At 34.5% G+C, this 18,945-nt stretch carries 11 protein-coding genes; 1 reads left to right on the forward strand and 10 read right to left on the reverse strand.

Features of this window, described 5'->3' with window-relative positions:
- Positions 1 to 140 precede the first annotated feature (140 nt).
- The 7 genes from M2326_RS04760 to M2326_RS04790 all read right to left on the reverse strand — a co-directional run bounded on the left by M2326_RS04760 (position 141) and on the right by M2326_RS04790 (position 11,344).
- Positions 141 to 470 (reverse strand): FtsB family cell division protein, encoded by a 330-nt coding sequence (locus tag M2326_RS04760; protein ID WP_264618410.1) that lies wholly within the window; start codon positions 468 to 470, stop codon positions 141 to 143.
- A gap of 103 nt (positions 471 to 573) precedes the next feature.
- Positions 574 to 1,182 carry a uridine kinase gene (udk, locus tag M2326_RS04765; RefSeq protein WP_264618411.1) on the reverse strand — a complete coding sequence of 203 codons (609 nt, stop codon included), beginning with the start codon at positions 1,180 to 1,182 and terminating at the stop codon, positions 574 to 576.
- A 130-nt stretch (positions 1,183 to 1,312) separates the two neighbouring features.
- Entirely contained in the window at positions 1,313 to 3,172 is a 1,860-nt protein-coding gene (locus M2326_RS04770) for a peptidoglycan endopeptidase (RefSeq protein ID WP_264618412.1), read from the reverse strand.
- Between the two features lie 248 nt (positions 3,173 to 3,420).
- The gene (locus M2326_RS04775; protein ID WP_264618413.1) at positions 3,421 to 5,682 is read right to left on the reverse strand and encodes an aconitate hydratase; all 2,262 of its coding nucleotides are present in this window, start codon (positions 5,680 to 5,682) and stop codon (positions 3,421 to 3,423) included.
- Positions 5,683 to 5,791: 109 nt separating this feature from the next.
- Positions 5,792 to 8,563: a bifunctional aconitate hydratase 2/2-methylisocitrate dehydratase gene (locus M2326_RS04780; protein ID WP_264618414.1), complete on the reverse strand. Its 2,772-nt coding sequence runs from the start codon at positions 8,561 to 8,563 to the stop codon at positions 5,792 to 5,794.
- Positions 8,564 to 8,900: 337 nt separating this feature from the next.
- Positions 8,901 to 9,854 (reverse strand): AAA family ATPase, encoded by a 954-nt coding sequence (locus M2326_RS04785; protein ID WP_264618415.1) that lies wholly within the window; start codon positions 9,852 to 9,854, stop codon positions 8,901 to 8,903.
- Positions 9,855 to 9,931: 77 nt separating this feature from the next.
- Positions 9,932 to 11,344, reverse strand: coding sequence for a peptidylprolyl isomerase (locus M2326_RS04790; protein WP_413603258.1), 1,413 nt, complete (start codon positions 11,342 to 11,344; stop codon positions 9,932 to 9,934).
- Between the two features lie 484 nt (positions 11,345 to 11,828).
- Between M2326_RS04790 and M2326_RS04795 the strand changes: the two genes are divergently transcribed.
- Complete coding sequence (locus M2326_RS04795; RefSeq protein ID WP_264618416.1) at positions 11,829 to 13,418, forward strand: peptide chain release factor 3; 1,590 nt, start codon at positions 11,829 to 11,831, stop codon at positions 13,416 to 13,418.
- 254 nt (positions 13,419 to 13,672) lie between these two features.
- Here M2326_RS04795 and M2326_RS04800 read toward each other — a convergent pair whose 3' ends face one another.
- From M2326_RS04800 to rpoC, 3 genes are all read right to left on the reverse strand, one after another.
- A complete protein-coding gene (locus M2326_RS04800) occupies positions 13,673 to 14,026 on the reverse strand; it encodes a hypothetical protein (RefSeq protein ID WP_264618417.1) in 354 nt (117 codons plus the stop codon).
- A gap of 182 nt (positions 14,027 to 14,208) precedes the next feature.
- Entirely contained in the window at positions 14,209 to 14,508 is a 300-nt protein-coding gene (locus tag M2326_RS04805) for a DUF3467 domain-containing protein (RefSeq protein ID WP_264618418.1), read from the reverse strand.
- A gap of 95 nt (positions 14,509 to 14,603) precedes the next feature.
- Positions 14,604 to 18,923: a DNA-directed RNA polymerase subunit beta' gene (rpoC, locus tag M2326_RS04810; RefSeq protein WP_264618419.1), complete on the reverse strand. Its 4,320-nt coding sequence runs from the start codon at positions 18,921 to 18,923 to the stop codon at positions 14,604 to 14,606.
- Between the last annotated feature and the right edge of the window lie 22 nt (positions 18,924 to 18,945).

Consider the following 18,945-nt stretch of genomic DNA (forward strand, 5'->3'; position numbering starts at 1 on the left):
CAGAGAACTCTATGAGATTTTGACCTTTAAAAATTTCCATTATTTCTATGTTTTTCAATACTTTAAAGATATGAATTTAACTGCTTACCTCAAAACAATTATTAGATTTACCTCTACTAATTCTGTATGTAAACAACAAATTAATTATCTTCTTTGGCGATACTATCTCCCTCGAATTCGATGATATAAATATCCTCACTATCCTTTTTCATAAAATATTTTTCACGAGCGTACTTCTCAATTTGTTCTGGATTTTTGAGTTGTTTTATTTGCTTCTCATCCTTCTTTATTTCTTCTTGGTAGTAAGTCCTATTTTCTTCTAATTCCGTAATTTGATTATCCAAAATACGGTGATCGAAAAAAGAATAGTTATCTAAAAAAACCATCCAAATACCAAAAAACAACAATACCCACATGTATTTATTGCTAAGAAACTTAAACCATGCTTTATCTTTGTAGGGATTGGCCATTGTACAGATTTTATTGTCAAAAAACAGCTGTAAATAAATCATCAAAATGATATAATTACTAAATGCTTTTAAACTTACTAATTGGATATAAAATTACAATAAATTAGAGTAATTTTTGATTTATTAAGGCACGAACTACTTCGATTGCAACACGATTGTGTCTATCATTCGGGATAATGATATCTGCAAATGCTTTTGTTGGTTCAATAAATTGCTGGTGCATTGGTTTTAAGGTATTTTGATAACGACTTAATACCTCGTCCATATCCCTACCTCTTTCTGAGATATCACGTTTCAAACGTCTAATTAATCGTTCATCCGAATCAGCATGAACAAAGATTTTTACATCGAATAAATCACGAAGTTCTGGATTGGTAAAAATCAAAATCCCTTCTACAATTAATACTTTACGCGGATGAGTACTCACATAATCCTCTGTCCTATTATGCGTCACAAAAGAGTAAATAGGTTGATTAATCGTTTCTCCTGCTTTCAAACCTTTTAAATGACTTACTAAAAGTTCAAAATCAATAGCTCGTGGATGATCAAAATTTATTAAAGCACGCTCCTCAAAACTTAGATGATGGGTACAATTATAATAAGAATCTTGGGAAAGAATGCCTACTTCTGCCTCTGGAAATTGATTTATAATTTGATTAACAACAGTTGTTTTTCCACTTCCTGTTCCTCCGGCAATTCCAATAATTAGCATATTTTGTTTATTTTCTGGTAATAAAGCACAAAAATAAGAATTAAAATGAATGCCCTTTTACTTTTACAATAAACATTTCAACAAGATTAATTTTAACATCAACTAAGAAATAAATATCCAAAGACTATATCTACAAAACATGGTTGACTTGTACTACACGTTTTGCGTAATAACTTTCTTTTACTGATGAAATGATCACACCTGAATTAGAGGCATGAATAAACTTAACATCTCCATCTATAGCTTCTACGACCATACCAACATGATTGATTCGACTCCCACCTCTGGTTTTAAAAAAGATAAGGTCTCCTTTTTTGGCATTATCAACCTCTACTACAGTACCATAGCGTGATTGCTCTAAAGAAGTTCGCGGTAATTGTATATCGTGGGCTGCATAGGTAACACACATTAAACCCGAACAGTCAAAACCATCTCTAGTCGTTCCGCCCATACGGTAACGAATTCCCAAGTTATCAGAAGCTGTAGAAACTAACCCATCAGCAAACTCAACACCATAATTGAATCCAGGTTTTTTATCCTCGGCCGCAGCAATTTCCATATTTCGCTGTTTTTCTTCTGAAGAAATATTCACCACAGTCGATTTTTGAATAGTTAGAACAGAACCTACAATCAATTTCCGATGTATTTTAGGATTCATTTCCTCTAATTCTTTAACTGTAATTCCAAAATCAGTAGCAATTCCGTACTTAGTTTCTTTTGCTAAAACAACATGCGTAATAAGAGCATCCGTTTTACTTTCAATAGTAGGATCAATAATCGGTTCTTGTGTAGCATTTTGATTTAACGTCTTTTTATCTTGAATAGTCGCAGTTAAATTCCCTGATGGAATAATCAACTTTTGCCCTATTCTAAGACCCTGACCATCAAATAAATAATTTGCTTTATCTAGATCCTCCACCGTAATACCATACTCTTTTGCAATACCATATTTTGTTTGCTTTGCTAGTACCTCATGTTCAATAATTTCACTTGGAGTAATTAATTGTTTTGAAGCTATAGTCTCAATTGTTTTTTCTGCCGTAATTTTCTTTTCAATAATAGCAGGTTTTATAACCTTAACCTCTTCAACAGCTTTTGTATCTACTACTAATTCTGGAATATATTTCTTGACTGGTATAACAATTTTTTGTCCAACTTTTAATTCTTCTGTTTGTAAAACTGGATTTGCAACATCCAATGCCGCTACAGTAATCCCATGTTCTTTAGCAATATTGTATTTGGTATCCTTAGGAAGAACCTCATATTCTATTCCGCTAACCGCCCCTACTATTTTTTCATCCGTTTTAACTACCGACTTATTTTCTATTTTCACGGGAATTTTAGCTGCTTCAGCAATAACTACTTCTTGATTTGGGACATACTTTTTCACTGGAATTAGTATTTTTTGGCCTACTTTCAAGTCTTGGGTTTGCAAAATAGGATTTGCTTTATCTAAGTAAGCAACGGTTATCCCATAATCTTTAGCAATACTGTATTTAGTTTGTTTAGGCAACACTTCATAATCAATTCCCTCAAAAGAACCCACAACTACCTCATTATTAGTCGGTTTTAGTGCAGGAACTTCAGTTTTTACTTCCTTACCACCTGAAATAATTATTTTTTGTCCGATTTGCAGCCCTGCATCTTTAATTGATGGGTTACTTTTGTACAACTCATCAACCGTTACTCCATACTTTCTTGCAATACTGTAAGGTGATTCTTTGGCTTCAACTACATGAGTAGTTTCATTAGAAATACTGGAACCCGTTTTAGCCGTAACAAAAGGAATTAATAATGTGGATTTAAATTTTATTCCTTTTTTAGCTTCGGGATTAAGCTCATAAATCTCTTTTATAGTAACATTATATTGTTGTGCTATTTTTGAGATTGTCTCACCTTTCGAAACAATATGTTCTGTAGTTTTTTGCTGTGAAAATGCCGTAAACCCTATTAATGAAACCGAAACTAAAATCCAACTATAACACTTCATACAATTAATTCGTTTTTATTATAAAAAAAATGGCTAAAACTAATACTACTTAAAAAGAAAGATTATAGTTTATTATTTAAACTTATTCTCGAAAAAATAAATTAACACCATTCACAGAACGCAAAATTAGCCCATTTATGCAAATATCGCACTTTTTTTAACAACTCTTTATAGTCCTTTTAATAATAATAAATTAAAAAAGCGCCCTGTTTACACAGAGCGCTTGAGAAATATAATTTAAAAAATATCTATGCTTCAGCAGCAATTAAGTTCAAAGCTGATCCCGCAACATACCAACCAATTTGACCTGCATTATAGGTATGGTTTGCTAAGATTAAATCTTTAGTTCCATCAGCATGTACAAATTCGATTGTCAACGGTTTACCTGGAGCAAAATCAACTAAATCAACAATATTAATAGTATCATCCTCTTGAATTTTATCATAATCAGATTCTGTTGCAAATGTCAATCCAAGAAGTCCTTGTTTTTTAAGATTAGTTTCATGAATACGTGCAAAAGATTTCACCAATACTGCTTTCACTCCTAGAAAACGAGGTTCCATTGCAGCATGCTCACGAGAAGAACCTTCCCCGTAATTATGATCTCCAACTACTATAGAAGGAACTCCTGCAGCCTTGTATGCACGGGCTACAGCGGGAACAGCATCATAAGTACCTGTTAATTGATTTTTCACAGAGTTTGTCTTTTGATTGAAAGCATTAACCGCACCAATCAACATATTATTCGAAATATTATCTAAATGCCCACGGAAACGCAACCATGGTCCAGCCATAGAAATATGATCTGTTGTACATTTACCAAATGCTTTAATCAACAACTTAGCACCTGTAATATTTTTACCATCCCAAGCTTCAAAAGGAGCTAATAATTGCAAACGATCAGAAGATGAATCAACTTCAATCTTTATAGCAGAACCATCTTGTGCCGGAGCTTGAAAACCATTATCATCTACCTCAAAACCTTTTTTTGGTAATTCATCACCATAAGGTGCCGTTAACTTCACTTCTTCCCCATTATCATTTAATAGAGTATCTGTAAGTGGATTAAAATCTAACCTTCCTGCAATTGCTAAGGCCGCAACCATTTCTGGCGACGTCACAAACGCATGCGTATTCGGGTTACCATCTGCCCTTTTAGAGAAATTACGATTGAAGGAATGTACAATTGTATTTTTTTCTTGTTTATCAGCACCTGCTCTATCCCACTGTCCAATACATGGCCCACAAGCATTTGTAAATACTTTAGTTCCCATTTTTTCAAAAGCGGCAATCATACCATCTCTTTCTATAGTGTAGCGTATTTGCTCAGAACCAGGATTAACACCAAACTCCGCTTTAGGAGTAATACCATGTTCTACAGCTTGATTCACAATTGACACTGCACGAGCCATATCTTCATAAGAAGAGTTGGTACAAGATCCGATTAATCCCCATTCCACTTTTACTGGCCATCCATTAGCTTTTGCTTCAGCTTTCATTTCAGAAACAGGAGTACCTCTATCTGGCGTAAAAGGGCCATTAATATGTGGTTCTAATTCTGATAGGTTGATTTCGATCACTTGATCAAAATATTGTTCTGGATTAGCATATACATCATCATCTCCAGTTAAGTAAGAGGCAACCTTATCAGCTGCATCTACAACATCTTGACGACCGGTTGCAGACAAATACCTTCTCATTGAATCATCATAACCAAATGTAGAAGTTGTTGCACCAATTTCAGCACCCATATTACAAATGGTACCTTTACCCGTACATGACATATTTGTGGCACCTTCACCAAAATATTCAACAATAGCTCCAGTTCCTCCTTTTACAGTAAGAATATCGGCTACTTTTAAAATCACATCTTTTGGTGCAGTCCAACCAGATAATTTACCTGTTAACTTCACTCCTATTAATTTAGGAAACTTCAATTCCCAACCCATTCCAGACATGACATCAACGGCATCAGCTCCACCAACACCAATTGCCAGCATCCCTAATCCACCTGCATTTACTGTATGCGAATCGGTTCCAATCATCATTCCTCCAGGGAAAGCATAATTTTCTAACACAATTTGATGAATAATTCCCGAACCTGGTTTCCAGAAACCAATACCATACTTATCTGAAACAGACGAAAGAAAATCAAAAACTTCACTGGATTGTTTTTTCGCAAATGCTAAATCTTTTTCGGCACCTACTTTTGCCAAAATTAAGTGATCACAATGCACAGTTGTAGGAACAGCAACATTTTTCTTACCTGCATGCATAAATTGCAACAAAGCCATTTGTGCAGTTGCATCTTGACATGCTACCCTATCTGGTGCAAAATCCACATAGTCAACTCCTTTTTTGTACGCTACTTGGGCTTTACCTTCCCAAAGGTGACTATATAAAATCTTCTCTGTCAAAGTAAGTGGACGACCTACAATCTCACGTGCTGCATCAACACGACTTGTCATGTTGTCGTACACTTTTTTTATCATTTCAATATCAAATGCCATATGTGTAGTTGTTTTTTATTATTGTATTTTGATACCACAAGATACAAAAAATAAAAAAAGCCTGAGTCATAGACTCAGGCTTTTTGATATAATTAACAATTCTTACTAATTATTGAACCAATAATTTATGAGATGGAGCAAATTGCGTTAGGTTAATTCCTTTTACAGCTGCTTTATATTCTTCCATAGTTGGTGTTCTACCTAATATAGTAGACAATACCACTACTGGAGTAGAAGATAATAAAGATTCTCCTTTTTTACCTTCAGAATCTTCCACTACACGCCCTTGAAAAAGACGAGTTGAAGTTGCCATTACAGTATCTCCTTTTGCTGCTTTTTCTTGGTTACCCATACATAAGTTACAACCAGGACGCTCTAAGTAAAGAATATTTTCATACCCAGTACGCGCAACCCCTTTTGGAGCATTATCATCAAATTCGAAACCAGAATATTTTTGCAACACTTCCCAGTCACCTTCTGCTTTCAACTCATCAACAATGTTGTACGTTGGTGGAGCAACAACTAATGGTGCTTTAAATTCTACTTTACCAAATTGTGCATCAATATTTTTAAGCATTTGCGAAAGGATTTTTAAATCTCCTTTGTGAACCATACATGATCCAACAAATCCTAAATCAACTTTTTTAGTTCCACCATAAAATGATAGTGGTCTAATAGTGTCGTGTGTATATCTTTTAGAAACATCTGCATTATTAACGTCTGGATCTGCAATCATTGGCTCTTGTACAATGTCAAGATCAATAACAACTTCTGCATAATATTTTGCATTAGCATCTGGGGTTAAAGCTGGTTTAGCACCAGATCTAATATCAGCGATTCTATTATCAGCGATAGCGATCAAACCTTTAAGAACTTGTTTCGCATTATCCATCCCTTTATCAATCATGATTTGGATTCTTTTCTTAGCAATCAACAATGATTCGATCAAAGTTTCATCCTCAGAAATACAGATAGAAGCCTTTGCTTTCATCTCTGCTGTCCAGTCTGTAAAAGTAAAGGCCTGATCTGCGGTAAGTGTACCTAAGTGTACTTCGATAATCCTACCTTGAAATACATTTTCCCCACCAAATTGTTTCAACATTTGAGATTGAGTAGCGTGAACTACATCACGGAAATCCATATAGGTTTTCATATCCCCTTTGAAAGTCACTTTTACTGACTCTGGAATTGGCATTGAAGCTTCACCAGTAGCCAATGCAAGCGCAACTGTACCTGAATCGGCACCAAAAGCAACACCTTTTGACATTCTTGTATGAGAGTCACCACCGATAATGATAGCCCACTCATCAACAGTAATATCATTCAATACTTTATGAATAACATCTGTCATTGCAAGGTATTCTCCTTTAGGATCACGTGCAGTAATCAAACCAAAGTCATTCATGAATTTCATCAATCTAGGAATATTTGCTTTCGACTTATTATCCCAAACCGATGCAGTATGACAACCTGATTGGTAAGCACCATCAACAATAGGAGAAATAACTGTAGCAGCCATAGACTCTAACTCTTGAGAGGTCATCAAACCTGTAGTATCTTGAGACCCTACAATGTTCACCTCTACACGTACATCTGATCCTGCGTGTAACACTTTACCAGGCGTTGTTCCAACTGCATTTTTATTAAAGATTTTCTCCACAGCAGTAAGTCCTTGTCCTTCAACAGAAACTTCTTTTGAAGCTGCAAAAACTGGAACAATAGCAATACCTAAAGTTTTTGAGGCAAAAGTTTGTAATTTTTTACCAAAAACAATAGCGTAAGAACCGCCTGCTTTTATAAATTCCATTTTTTGAGGAGTAAAAGCTTTTGAAATATCTTTTAGCTCCTTATCCCCATTGTATAATTTTTTTGTTTTAGTATTGATCGTAAGCACAGTACCTGTAGCGACAGAATATGCTTCTTCTAGAGCAACATCTCCGTTTTCATTACGAACGGCATTTCCTTTTTCATCAACTACTTTAACCCAGTTTTGAAGGTCTAACCCAATTCCACCAGTAACATCAACCGTAGTCAAGAAAATTGGAGAAATTCCGTTTGTACCCGCTACAATTGGAGCGATATTAATAAAAGGAACATAAGGACTTGCTTTTCTACCTGTCCATAATGCTACGTTATTCACACCTGACATTCTTGATGATCCAACACCCATTGTCCCTTTTTCAGCAATTAACATCACACTTTTATCCGGATGTTGCGCTTGCAAAGCTTGAATTTCAGCTTGTGCTTCAGGAGAAATCAAACATTTTCCATGTAATTCACGGTCAGAACGAGAGTGAGCTTGGTTTCCTGGAGACAATAAATCTGTAGAAATATCTCCTTCACCCGCTACATAAGTCACTACTTTAATTTCTTCAACAACTTCTGGAAGTTTTGTAAAGAATTCTGCTTTCGCATAACTTTCCAAAATTTCTTTTGCAACAACGTTTCCAGCTTTAAATGCAGCTTCTAAACGATCTGTATCTGCTTCGTAAAGGAAAAATTGTGTTTTAAGTACTTTCGCAGCTTCTGTAGCAATTGTAACATCATTACCTAGAGCCAAATCAAGCAAAACTTCCATTGAAGGTCCACCTTTCATATGTGATAATAATTCAAAAGCAAAAACAGGAGTAATTTCGTTCACAACAGATTCACCAAGAATAATTTCTTTTAAAAACACAGCTTTTACCGCTGCAGCTGGAGTAGTTCCAGGAACAACATTATAAGTAAAAAATTTAAGAGAATCTACGCGATCTGCGTGACCTGAATCTTTTATTTGTGCAATGATTGCGCTTAACAATTCAGCACCATCAATTGGTTTTGGATTAAGTCCTTGACCTTTTCGTTCTTCGATTTCTTGTAGATAATCGTTATAAATGTTCATAATAGATTTCTTTTCAATGTTAAAGGCTATTTATCTTGATCAACTCAATACAAAAAGCCATACTGTCTAGGTGTTTTTATTTATTTGTGTCGCAAATTTAGTTATTTAAGATGATATTTAAAAAAAATTAATTAATGTGATTTTTTTTATAACCAAATATTGCAAAATAACAATTTTGACTGTTTAAAATTATCAAATAATGCCTTTTTAACAACAATACTAATTAATCAATAATCAGTATCGTTTTTTCTAACAAAGTAGAAATGGAATGTTACATCAAAATACAAATCCACCACTCTAATTTACCTAAATATGATACTTCTTAAATAATTTTATTTTAAAGCAACTTCCCGATAATCATTTCTTCAGTAATCCCCTCAGCGTCTGCTTTGTAGTTTTTAATTATTCGGTGGCGTAATATCCCAACTGCGACTGCCTTAACGTCTTCAATATCAGGAGAAAACTTACCCTGAAAAGCTGCATGAGTTTTGGCTGCCAAAATTAAATTTTGTGAGGCTCTTGGCCCAGCTCCCCAGTCCAAATAGGTATTTACATACTCTGCAGCTAATACACTTTTAGGTCTTGTTTTACCCACCAAAGTCACTGCGTACTCAATCACATTATCTGCAACTGGAATACGACGTAATAATTGTTGAAAATCGATTATTTCTTGAGCTGTAAACAATGGCATTATTTGACTAACACTATCTGTCGTGGTTCTTTTCACTACTTCGACCTCTTCCAGAAACGAAGGATATTCTAGCTTTACTGCAAACATAAAACGGTCTAGTTGAGCTTCTGGTAGCGGATAGGTTCCCTCTTGCTCAATTGGGTTTTGCGTAGCCAAAACAAAATAAGGTAAATCCAATTTATAATTATGACCTGCAATTGTAACCGAACGCTCCTGCATAGCTTCTAGCAAAGCTGCCTGAGTTTTTGGTGGTGTTCTATTGATTTCATCTGCTAAAACAATATTAGAAAAGACAGGCCCTTTAATGAATTTAAAATGCCTATTTTCATCTAATATTTCACTTCCTAAAATATCCGAAGGCATCAAATCGGGTGTAAACTGAATCCTTTTAAACCCCAATCCCAATGCTTGGGAAAGTGTATTTACCATCAACGTTTTTGCTAATCCAGGAACCCCAACCAATAAAGCATGGCCACCAGAAAAAACACAAATCAATATTTGATCTACCACTTCATCTTGCCCTACAATTACTTTTGCGATTTCTTTTTTTAGCTCATTACGTTTCTGAACTAAATTATGGATTGCAGCTACATCTGACATTTGCGATATATTTTAAATTAAAAAAGAGTTAGTATTATGAAAACATAAAACTAACTCTTTTTATCTATTCAATAAAATTATTTCTTCAACCAATTGTTTGTAAAATCACAATCTCTATATTCTCCCAAAACCTTCACATAGGTTTCGCCGATTTTTTCATCAAACCATTTTCCGATTGCTTTGATTTGCTTTTCTTTCAAAGCCAAATCTTTGATTTTAATATAATCTTTTCCGTAATCTGCGGCATGCTCATTAATACGATTTGTTACCGTAATAAGCTTGTATTTTTTCTTTCCTTGTTTCTCTTCATCCATAATAGGCTGAGAAATCTCATTATCTTTTAAACTCGAAACTTCACCATACAAAACAGGATCCATTTTTGTTAATTCAAAACGAGTGTCCTGCGTCTTGGGATTAATCAAAACCCCTCCATTCGCTCTTGTTTCTTTTTCGTCAGACATTGTTCTTGCTGCATCAGCAAAAGTAATTTCTTTATCGATTATTCTTTTTCTAATTAAAGAAATTTTCTCTTTTGCCTCATCCAAAGAAGCTCTCGTTACTGCCGGAGCCAATAAAATATGACGTAATTCTAAATCTTGACCTTTAATTTTTTCTACTAATATAATATGATAACCAAACTCAGTTTCAAATGGCGCAGATATCTCCCCTTCTTTCAAAGCAAAAGCAATGTCTTTGAATTCCTTTACGAAAGGTGTTTTTCTATTCATTTTATAAAAGCCTCCACTTGATCTAGATCCCGGGTCTTCTGAATACAAAACTGCTTTTGTAGCAAAACTAGAACTTCCTGATATTATTTCGTCTCGAAAGGCATTCAATCTATCAATAACTTTTTGCTTATCTGCTTCAGAAACTTTAGGAGTTACTACAATCTGAGCTACTTCCATTTCTGCACCAAATAATGGCAATTCATCTTTAGGTATCCCTTTGAAAAAATTACGAACCTCTTCTGGTGTAATTTCTACTGCATCTACAATTTTCTTTTGCATTTCTGAAGTCAACTTATTTTCCTTCAAAATATCAAAGAAATAGGTTTTAAAATCTTCTTCAGAATCTTTTTTATAATATTGTACTACTTTTTCAATTGAGCCGATTTGTTCTACCATATAGTTCAATCGCTCTTCCATCATCCCTTTCACTTCAGCATCAGTTACCTTGATACTATCCTGAACGGCTTGATGAGCATATAACTTATCCTCCATTAATTTACCCAACATTTGACATCTTGTAATGTCTTTTGTAGAGTTCCCTTGGCTTGAAAGTTCCAAGAAGGACTTGTCTATATCTGAATCTAAAATAATATAATCACCAACAGTTGCGATAATACCGTCAATCTTTTGTCTTCCTGTTTTTACAGGCACTTTGACATCAACAGTATCTGTCTCTTTGATGATTTCTTGTGCACTAACAGAAAGGCTAGTAAACAACATTACAAAAAACAACAAGAGGGCTTTACTATTTATAAACTTCATTCGAATGATTTTAATTGGTATAATTTTAATATTAAAGTTGCCATATTGCTTTATCTCTACTATTATAAATTCACGACTAGCAACTAGCATCGTTAATGCGTTCAAATATACGGGATAACTATCGGTAAATAAAAATTTCCCCAATTTGATTTATAAAATAAAAACGAACAAAAATAACAATTCGTACTTATAATACAAGTTTAGCTACTACTATTAACATAATATTATCGAGAGCGTTTATTTCTTTTTTAAAAAAACTTACTAAGTAATTAAAAACATCTAACTAGCCCTGATGGAAGTGGCATCCTCTTGTGAAACGATAGTGTAACAAGAGAATAATGGACAGCAGGAAGGATCTTGATCGAAAAAAAGGATTTTCTGCTCCTAAAACTACTCCTATATATGCAAGGTCATTGTAAAAGAATCACCTTTTTTTTTTAATCGCATTTATAAATAGTACTTTTGCAATCCATTTACAAGAAATATGAGCTTTTTAGAAGAAATACAAAAAAGAAGAACTTTTGGAATTATCTCGCATCCTGATGCAGGTAAAACGACATTAACAGAGAAACTATTGCTTTTTGGTGGTGCCATCCAGGAAGCAGGTGCTGTAAAAAATAATAAAATTAAAAAAGGAGCTACGAGTGACTTTATGGAGATTGAGCGTCAGAGAGGAATCTCTGTTTCGACTTCTGTACTAGCTTTTATTTATAAAGACAAAAAAATCAATATTCTGGATACACCAGGACACAAGGATTTTGCCGAAGACACATTTCGAACACTTACTGCGGTAGACAGTGTGATTGTAGTAATTGACGTCGCAAAAGGGGTTGAGGAACAAACTGAGAAATTAGTTTCGGTTTGTAGAATGCGTAATATACCGATCATCGTTTTCATTAATAAAATGGACCGTGAAGGAAAGGACGCATTTGATTTGATGGACGAAGTGGAGCAAAAACTTGGTCTAACGGTTACACCATTGAGTTTTCCTATTGGAATGGGATACGATTTTCAAGGGATTTATAATATCTGGGAGAAAAACATCAATATCTTTAGTGGAGATAATCGAAAAAATATTGAAGAAACAATTGCGTTCTCTGATGTTCAGAATCCAGAATTAGAAAAGATTATTGGCGAAAAGCCTGCTACAACTTTACGTGAAGAATTAGAGTTGATCGACGAGGTGTACCCTAAGTTTAATCGCCAAGATTATTTGGACGGAAAATTACAACCTGTATTTTTCGGGTCTGCTCTTAACAATTTTGGTGTTCGCGAACTGTTGGATTGCTTTGTTGAAATTGCACCATCACCAAGGGCAAAAGAATCAGAAACTCGATTGGTTGATCCAAAAGAGGAAAAACTTACTGGTTTTGTTTTTAAAATTCACGCCAACATGGACCCTAAACACAGAGACCGTTTGGCATTTATCAAAATTGTATCAGGAACTTTTGAAAGAAACAAACCGTATTATCATGTAAGACAAAAGAAAAATTTAAAATTCTCTAGTCCGAATGCTTTTTTTGCTGAGAAAAAGGAAATTGTTGACATCTCGTATCCAGGTGATATTGTAGGTCTACACGATACCGGGAATTTCAAAATTGGAGACACACTTACAGAAGGTGAAATCATGAGTTTCAAAGGAATTCCAAGTTTCTCTCCAGAACACTTTAGATACATCAACAATGCCGATCCAATGAAAGCTAAACAGCTTGACAAAGGAGTGGACCAATTGATGGATGAAGGAGTGGCGCAGTTATTCACCTTAGAAATGAACAACCGTAAAATTATTGGAACTGTTGGAGCATTACAATATGAAGTTATTCAATATCGTCTGGAGCATGAATACGGTGCCAAATGTACGTATGAAAACTTCCCGGTTCACAAAGCATGTTGGGTAAAACCAGACGATGCCAAGAACGATCAGTTCAAGGAATTCAAACGTATCAAGCAAAAATTCTTAGCTAAAGATAAATATGGACAATTGGTTTTCTTGGCTGATTCAGATTTCACTATTCAGATGACTCAGAATAAATACCCTTCTGTGAAATTATTTTTCACTTCGGAGTTTGAATAAAATCAATTATTATTTCAATAAGAAAGCCGTCTCAAAGTCAACTTGAGACGGCTTTCTTGTATTATTACCAACAAATTTTAATTTTTTTACAACTTAAAAGTATAAAGTTATACTCTTTAAATATTCTTTACCAGATAAAGAAATCCACTTAAGAATATCCTATCTACATCAATTGAACTATAAAATATTCACTAAAGAAAAAAGCCAACTCAAAAATTGAAATGGCTTTTAAAATATTTTTTTTTTAAAATGGATTAAACCATTGAACTTTCAAAACTGACAGCTTTCTTCAAAAAAGCTTTTATTAACAAACGATTTGGAGCTAATCCTGAAGTAATAATTTGATTTCTCGTACTTGTATTTGATTCTGTAGAAATAGTTGTATTTGGATTTTGTTTAGAACCCATAAACCATAAAACAAACTCCATATTAGTTGATGATTTAGAGGTACTAACCTGACTTGAAGTTGAAAGTGGTGCACTTTCTTCTGACAAAGAATTACTAACATTAGATTGACTATAAGCTGAAAAGCAAGTTAAGAAAACTATAGATATCACTAAGGTGTTAAATGAATTTTTTAATTTGCTTGTCCTATCTGATTTAGTCATTTTCTTTGTTTTAAATTAAAAGAAGCATATACTTCTCTTATTCTGACACAAAAGTATAGTAACATTGGAGTGTTAAAAAATTAATTCGATAAACAACCACTAAACTCGATAATTCACGAATCGGAAAGAATAAAGAGCTATATTTAAAAAAAAGACTCCATAAATGGAGTCTTAAAAATAAATTACGCTTGACCTGCTGGGCCAAAGTTAAGAGGAATAGGAACTTGCTCCGTGTCCTTAATTTCACCATGAGTAGCTTCAAAACGTTGAATGTTTTCACCAATTGCTTTTAACAAACGCTTAGCATGTTGTGGCGTTAATACAATTCTTGATTTCACTTTGGCTTTTGGAACACCTGGCATGAGGCACACAAAATCCAAAACAAACTCTGAAGCAGAATGATTGATAATAGCTAGATTAGAATACGTCCCTTCGGCAGTTTTCTCATCTAATTCAATGTTAATTTGATCTTGTTCTTTCATAATTATTAGTTGTAAGATGAACCTATTTTAAACTAAAATAGAAAGACTACACAAGGTAATCTTTCTATTTATTTTAGTTCAAAACATATTCTTTATTAATAAATATATTCTTCTTTGTTAGCCATCATGTCGTTGTAATCTTCTTTAGATCCAACAATAGCATTATCATATTCTCTCATACCTGTACCTGCTGGTATTCTATGTCCAACAATTACATTTTCTTTCAAGCCTTCTAAGTAATCAATTTTACCTGCTACAGCAGCTTCATTTAATACTTTAGTAGTCTCTTGGAACGATGCCGCAGAGATAAATGATTTTGTTTGAAGAGAAGCTCTTGTAATACCTTGTAAAACAGGAGTAGCAGTAGCTGTGATAACATCACGTGCAACCACAATATTCTGATCATTACGTTTCAACAATGAATTCTCATCTCTCAACTGACGTGGAGTAACGATTTGACCTTCTTTTAAGTTAGAAGAATCTCCTGCATCCTCAACCACTTTCATACCGTATAGTTTATCGTTTTCAACAATAAAATCTTTAGTATGGATCAATTGGTCTTCTAAGAATAAAGTATCACCTGGATCCTGTACTCTTACTTTACGCATCATTTGACGAATAACAACCTCAAAGTGTTTGTCATTAATTTTTACCCCTTGCAAACGGTATACCTCTTGAATCTCATTTACCAAGTACTGTTGAACAGCAGCTGGTCCTTGAATTCTTAAGATATCGTCTGGTGTAATAGCTCCGTCAGATAAAGAAACTCCAGCTCTTACGAAGTCATTTTCTTGAACAAGAATTTGACTAGATAATTTAACTAAGTACTTTCTAACATCACCAAATTTAGATTCAATGATAATCTCACGGTTACCTCTTTTAATTTTTCCAAAAGAAACAACACCATCGATTTCAGAAACTACAGCTGGGTTAGATGGATTACGAGCCTCTAACAACTCTGTAATTCTTGGTAAACCTCCTGTAATATCTCCTGATTTAGAAGAACGACGAGGAATTTTCACCAATACTTTACCTGCTTTAATTTTCTCACCATTATCAACCATCAAGTGGGCTCCAACTGGTAAGTTGTAAGAACGAATCAATTCACCATCATTACCGTAAACCAATAATGTTGGGATTAATTTTTTAGCTCTTGATTCAGAAATTACTTTTTCTTGGAAACCAGTTTGCTCATCGATTTCAACCATGAACGATTGTCCTTGCTCTAAATCTTCGTAAGCAATTTTACCAGTAAACTCAGAAACGATAACTCCATTATAAGGATCCCATTTACAGATCGTATCTCCTTTAGCGATTGACATTCCATCTTTCACAAAAATACTAGAACCGTAAGGAATATTATGAGTATTTAAAACAATACCTGTTTTTTCGTCTATCAATTTCAATTCTGTTGAACGAGAAACTACGATATCCACTTGGTTACCTTCGTTATCTTCACCTTTTACAGTTTTCAAATCTTCAACTTCAAGTTTACCTGCAAATTTAGCAACAATACTAGACTCTTCAGATATACCTCCCGCAACCCCTCCAACGTGGAAAGTACGTAAAGTTAACTGTGTACCTGGCTCTCCAATTGACTGTGCAGCAATTACACCAACAGCTTCACCTCTTTGAGTCATTTTACCAGTTGCTAAGTTACGACCGTAACATTTAGCACAGATTCCTTTTGGTGCCTCACATACAAGAGGAGAACGAACTTCAACTCTCTCTAACGGAGACGCTTCAATTACCTTCATAATAACCTCTGTGATTTGCTCACCAGATTTAACTAAAACTTCATTAGTTAAAGGATTAATAACATCTTGCAATGCAACACGTCCTAAAATTCTCTCCCCTAATGATTCAACAATTTCTTCATTCTTTTTCAATGCTGAAACTTCAACACCTCTTAATGTTCCACAGTCTTCGATGTTAACAATAACATCTTGAGAAACATCATGCAATCTACGAGTTAAGTAACCAGCATCTGCCGTTTTCAAAGCCGTATCCGCAAGACCCTTACGAGCACCGTGCGTAGAAATAAAATACTCTAAGATCGAAAGACCTTCCTTAAAGTTGGAAAGAATTGGATTTTCAATAATCTCTCCACCACCAGCAGTAGATTTTTTAGGCTTAGCCATCAAACCACGCATACCAGTTAACTGACGAATTTGTTCTTTAGATCCCCTTGCACCAGAGTCAAGCATCATGTACACTGAGTTAAAACCTTGTTGGTCTTCTCTAATGTTTTTCATTGCTAATTCTGTTAATTGAGCATTTGCAGAAGTCCATACATCAATAACTTGGTTGTAACGTTCATTATTTGTAATAAGACCCATGTTGTAGTTAGCAGAAATTCCTTCTACCTGTACCCTTGCATCTGCAATCAATTTAGGTTTTTGGTCTGGTATTCTAATATCCCCTAATGAGAATGATAATCCTCCTCTAAAGGCAAATTTATACCCCATATCTTTCATGTTGTCCAAAAAGGCAGCCGTTTCCGGAACACTAGTTGAATTCAAAACGTGACCGATAATATCTCTAAGGTTTTTCTTAGTCAAGACCTCATTGATATAACCTGCTGCTGGTGGTACTACTTCATTAAATAATACACGTCCGGCAGTAGTTTCAATAATTTGATACACTAATTCTCCAGCATCATTAAAATCTTTTGCTCTAATTTTCACACGAGCATTCAATTCTAATCTTCCTTCATTTAATGCAATATTTGTTTCTTCTGCAGAATAGAATACTAGATCTTGACCTAAAATTTTCTTTTCTGGAGTAGACAATCTCTCTTTGGTCATATAATATAGACCCAAGACCATATCCTGAGAAGGTACCGTAATTGGAGCACCATTTGCAGGGTTTAAGATATTATGAGAAGCCAACATTAATAATTGTGCTTCAAGAATAGCTTCTGGTCCTAATGGCAAGTGAACTGCCATTTGATCCCCATCAAAATCCGCATTAAATGCAGTACAAACTAAAGGGTGCAATTGGATTGCTTTTCCTTCAATTAATTTTGGTTGGAACGCTTGAATACCAAGTCTGTGCAAAGTAGGAGCTCTATTCAGTAATATAGGGTGACCTTTAATTACGTTTTCAAGGATATCCCAAACTACAGGCTCTTTCTTGTCTATTATTTTCTTAGCTGATTTTACTGTTTTTACAATTCCTCTTTCGATCAATTTACGGATCACAAAAGGCTTGTATAATTCGGCTGCCATATCTTTAGGGATACCACATTCGAACAATTTCAATTCAGGTCCAACAACAATTACCGAACGAGCAGAATAATCCACACGTTTTCCAAGTAAGTTTTGACGGAAACGTCCTTGCTTACCTTTAAGGGAATCAGATAATGATTTTAATGGTCTGTTTGACTCTGTTTTAACAGCAGATGCTTTTCTTGTATTATCAAATAATGAATCTACCGATTCTTGCAACATACGTTTCTCGTTTCTTAAGATTACTTCTGGAGCTTTGATCTCCATTAATCTTTTCAAACGGTTGTTACGAATGATTACACGACGGTATAAGTCATTTAAATCTGAAGTTGCAAAACGACCTCCATCAAGTGGCACAAGTGGACGTAATTCTGGTGGAATAACTGGAACCACTTTCATAATCATCCATTCAGGACGGTTTTCACGGTTTAAGTTAGACTCACGGAAAGACTCCACAACTTGCAATCTTTTTAACGCTTCAGTTTTACGTTGTTTAGATGTTTCGTTATTAGCTGAGTGACGTAATTGGTAAGACAATTGGTCTAAATCAATACGAGCTAATAAGTCCATAATACACTCTGCTCCCATTTTGGCAACAAATTTATTAGGGTCAAAATCATCTAAATATTGGTTATCAGCTGGAAGAGTATCCAAAATATTCAAGTATTCTTCTTCTGTCAAGAAGTCCAATCTTTGAACTGATTCACCTTCTGCATTTTTAGCAATACCAGCTTGAATTACTACGTATCTTTCGTAGTAAATAATCATATCTAATTTCTTAGATGGAAGACCTAAGATATAACCAATTTTATTAGGAAGAGAACGGAAATACCAGATATGAGCAATTGGCACAACAAGGTTGATGTGACCTACTCTATCTCTACGTACTTTTTTCTCCGTTACTTCAACACCACAACGGTCACAAATGATCCCTTTGTAGCGAATTCTTTTGTATTTCCCACAAGCACATTCGAAATCCTTTACAGGTCCAAATATTCTTTCACAAAAAAGACCGTCACGCTCAGGTTTGTGCGTACGGTAGTTAATTGTTTCAGGTTTTAAAACTTCACCTCTTGACTCTTTCAAGATAGATTCAGGAGAAGCAAGTCCTATAGATATTTTACTGAATCTTTTTATAGGATTCTTATCTTTATTATTATTGTTGTTATTTCTATTATTCATCATAGTTTTTACTACTGATTTATTT

Origin of the sequence: Flavobacterium psychraerolatum (assembly GCF_025960985.1) — a bacterium.
Lineage (GTDB): Bacteria > Bacteroidota > Bacteroidia > Flavobacteriales > Flavobacteriaceae > Flavobacterium.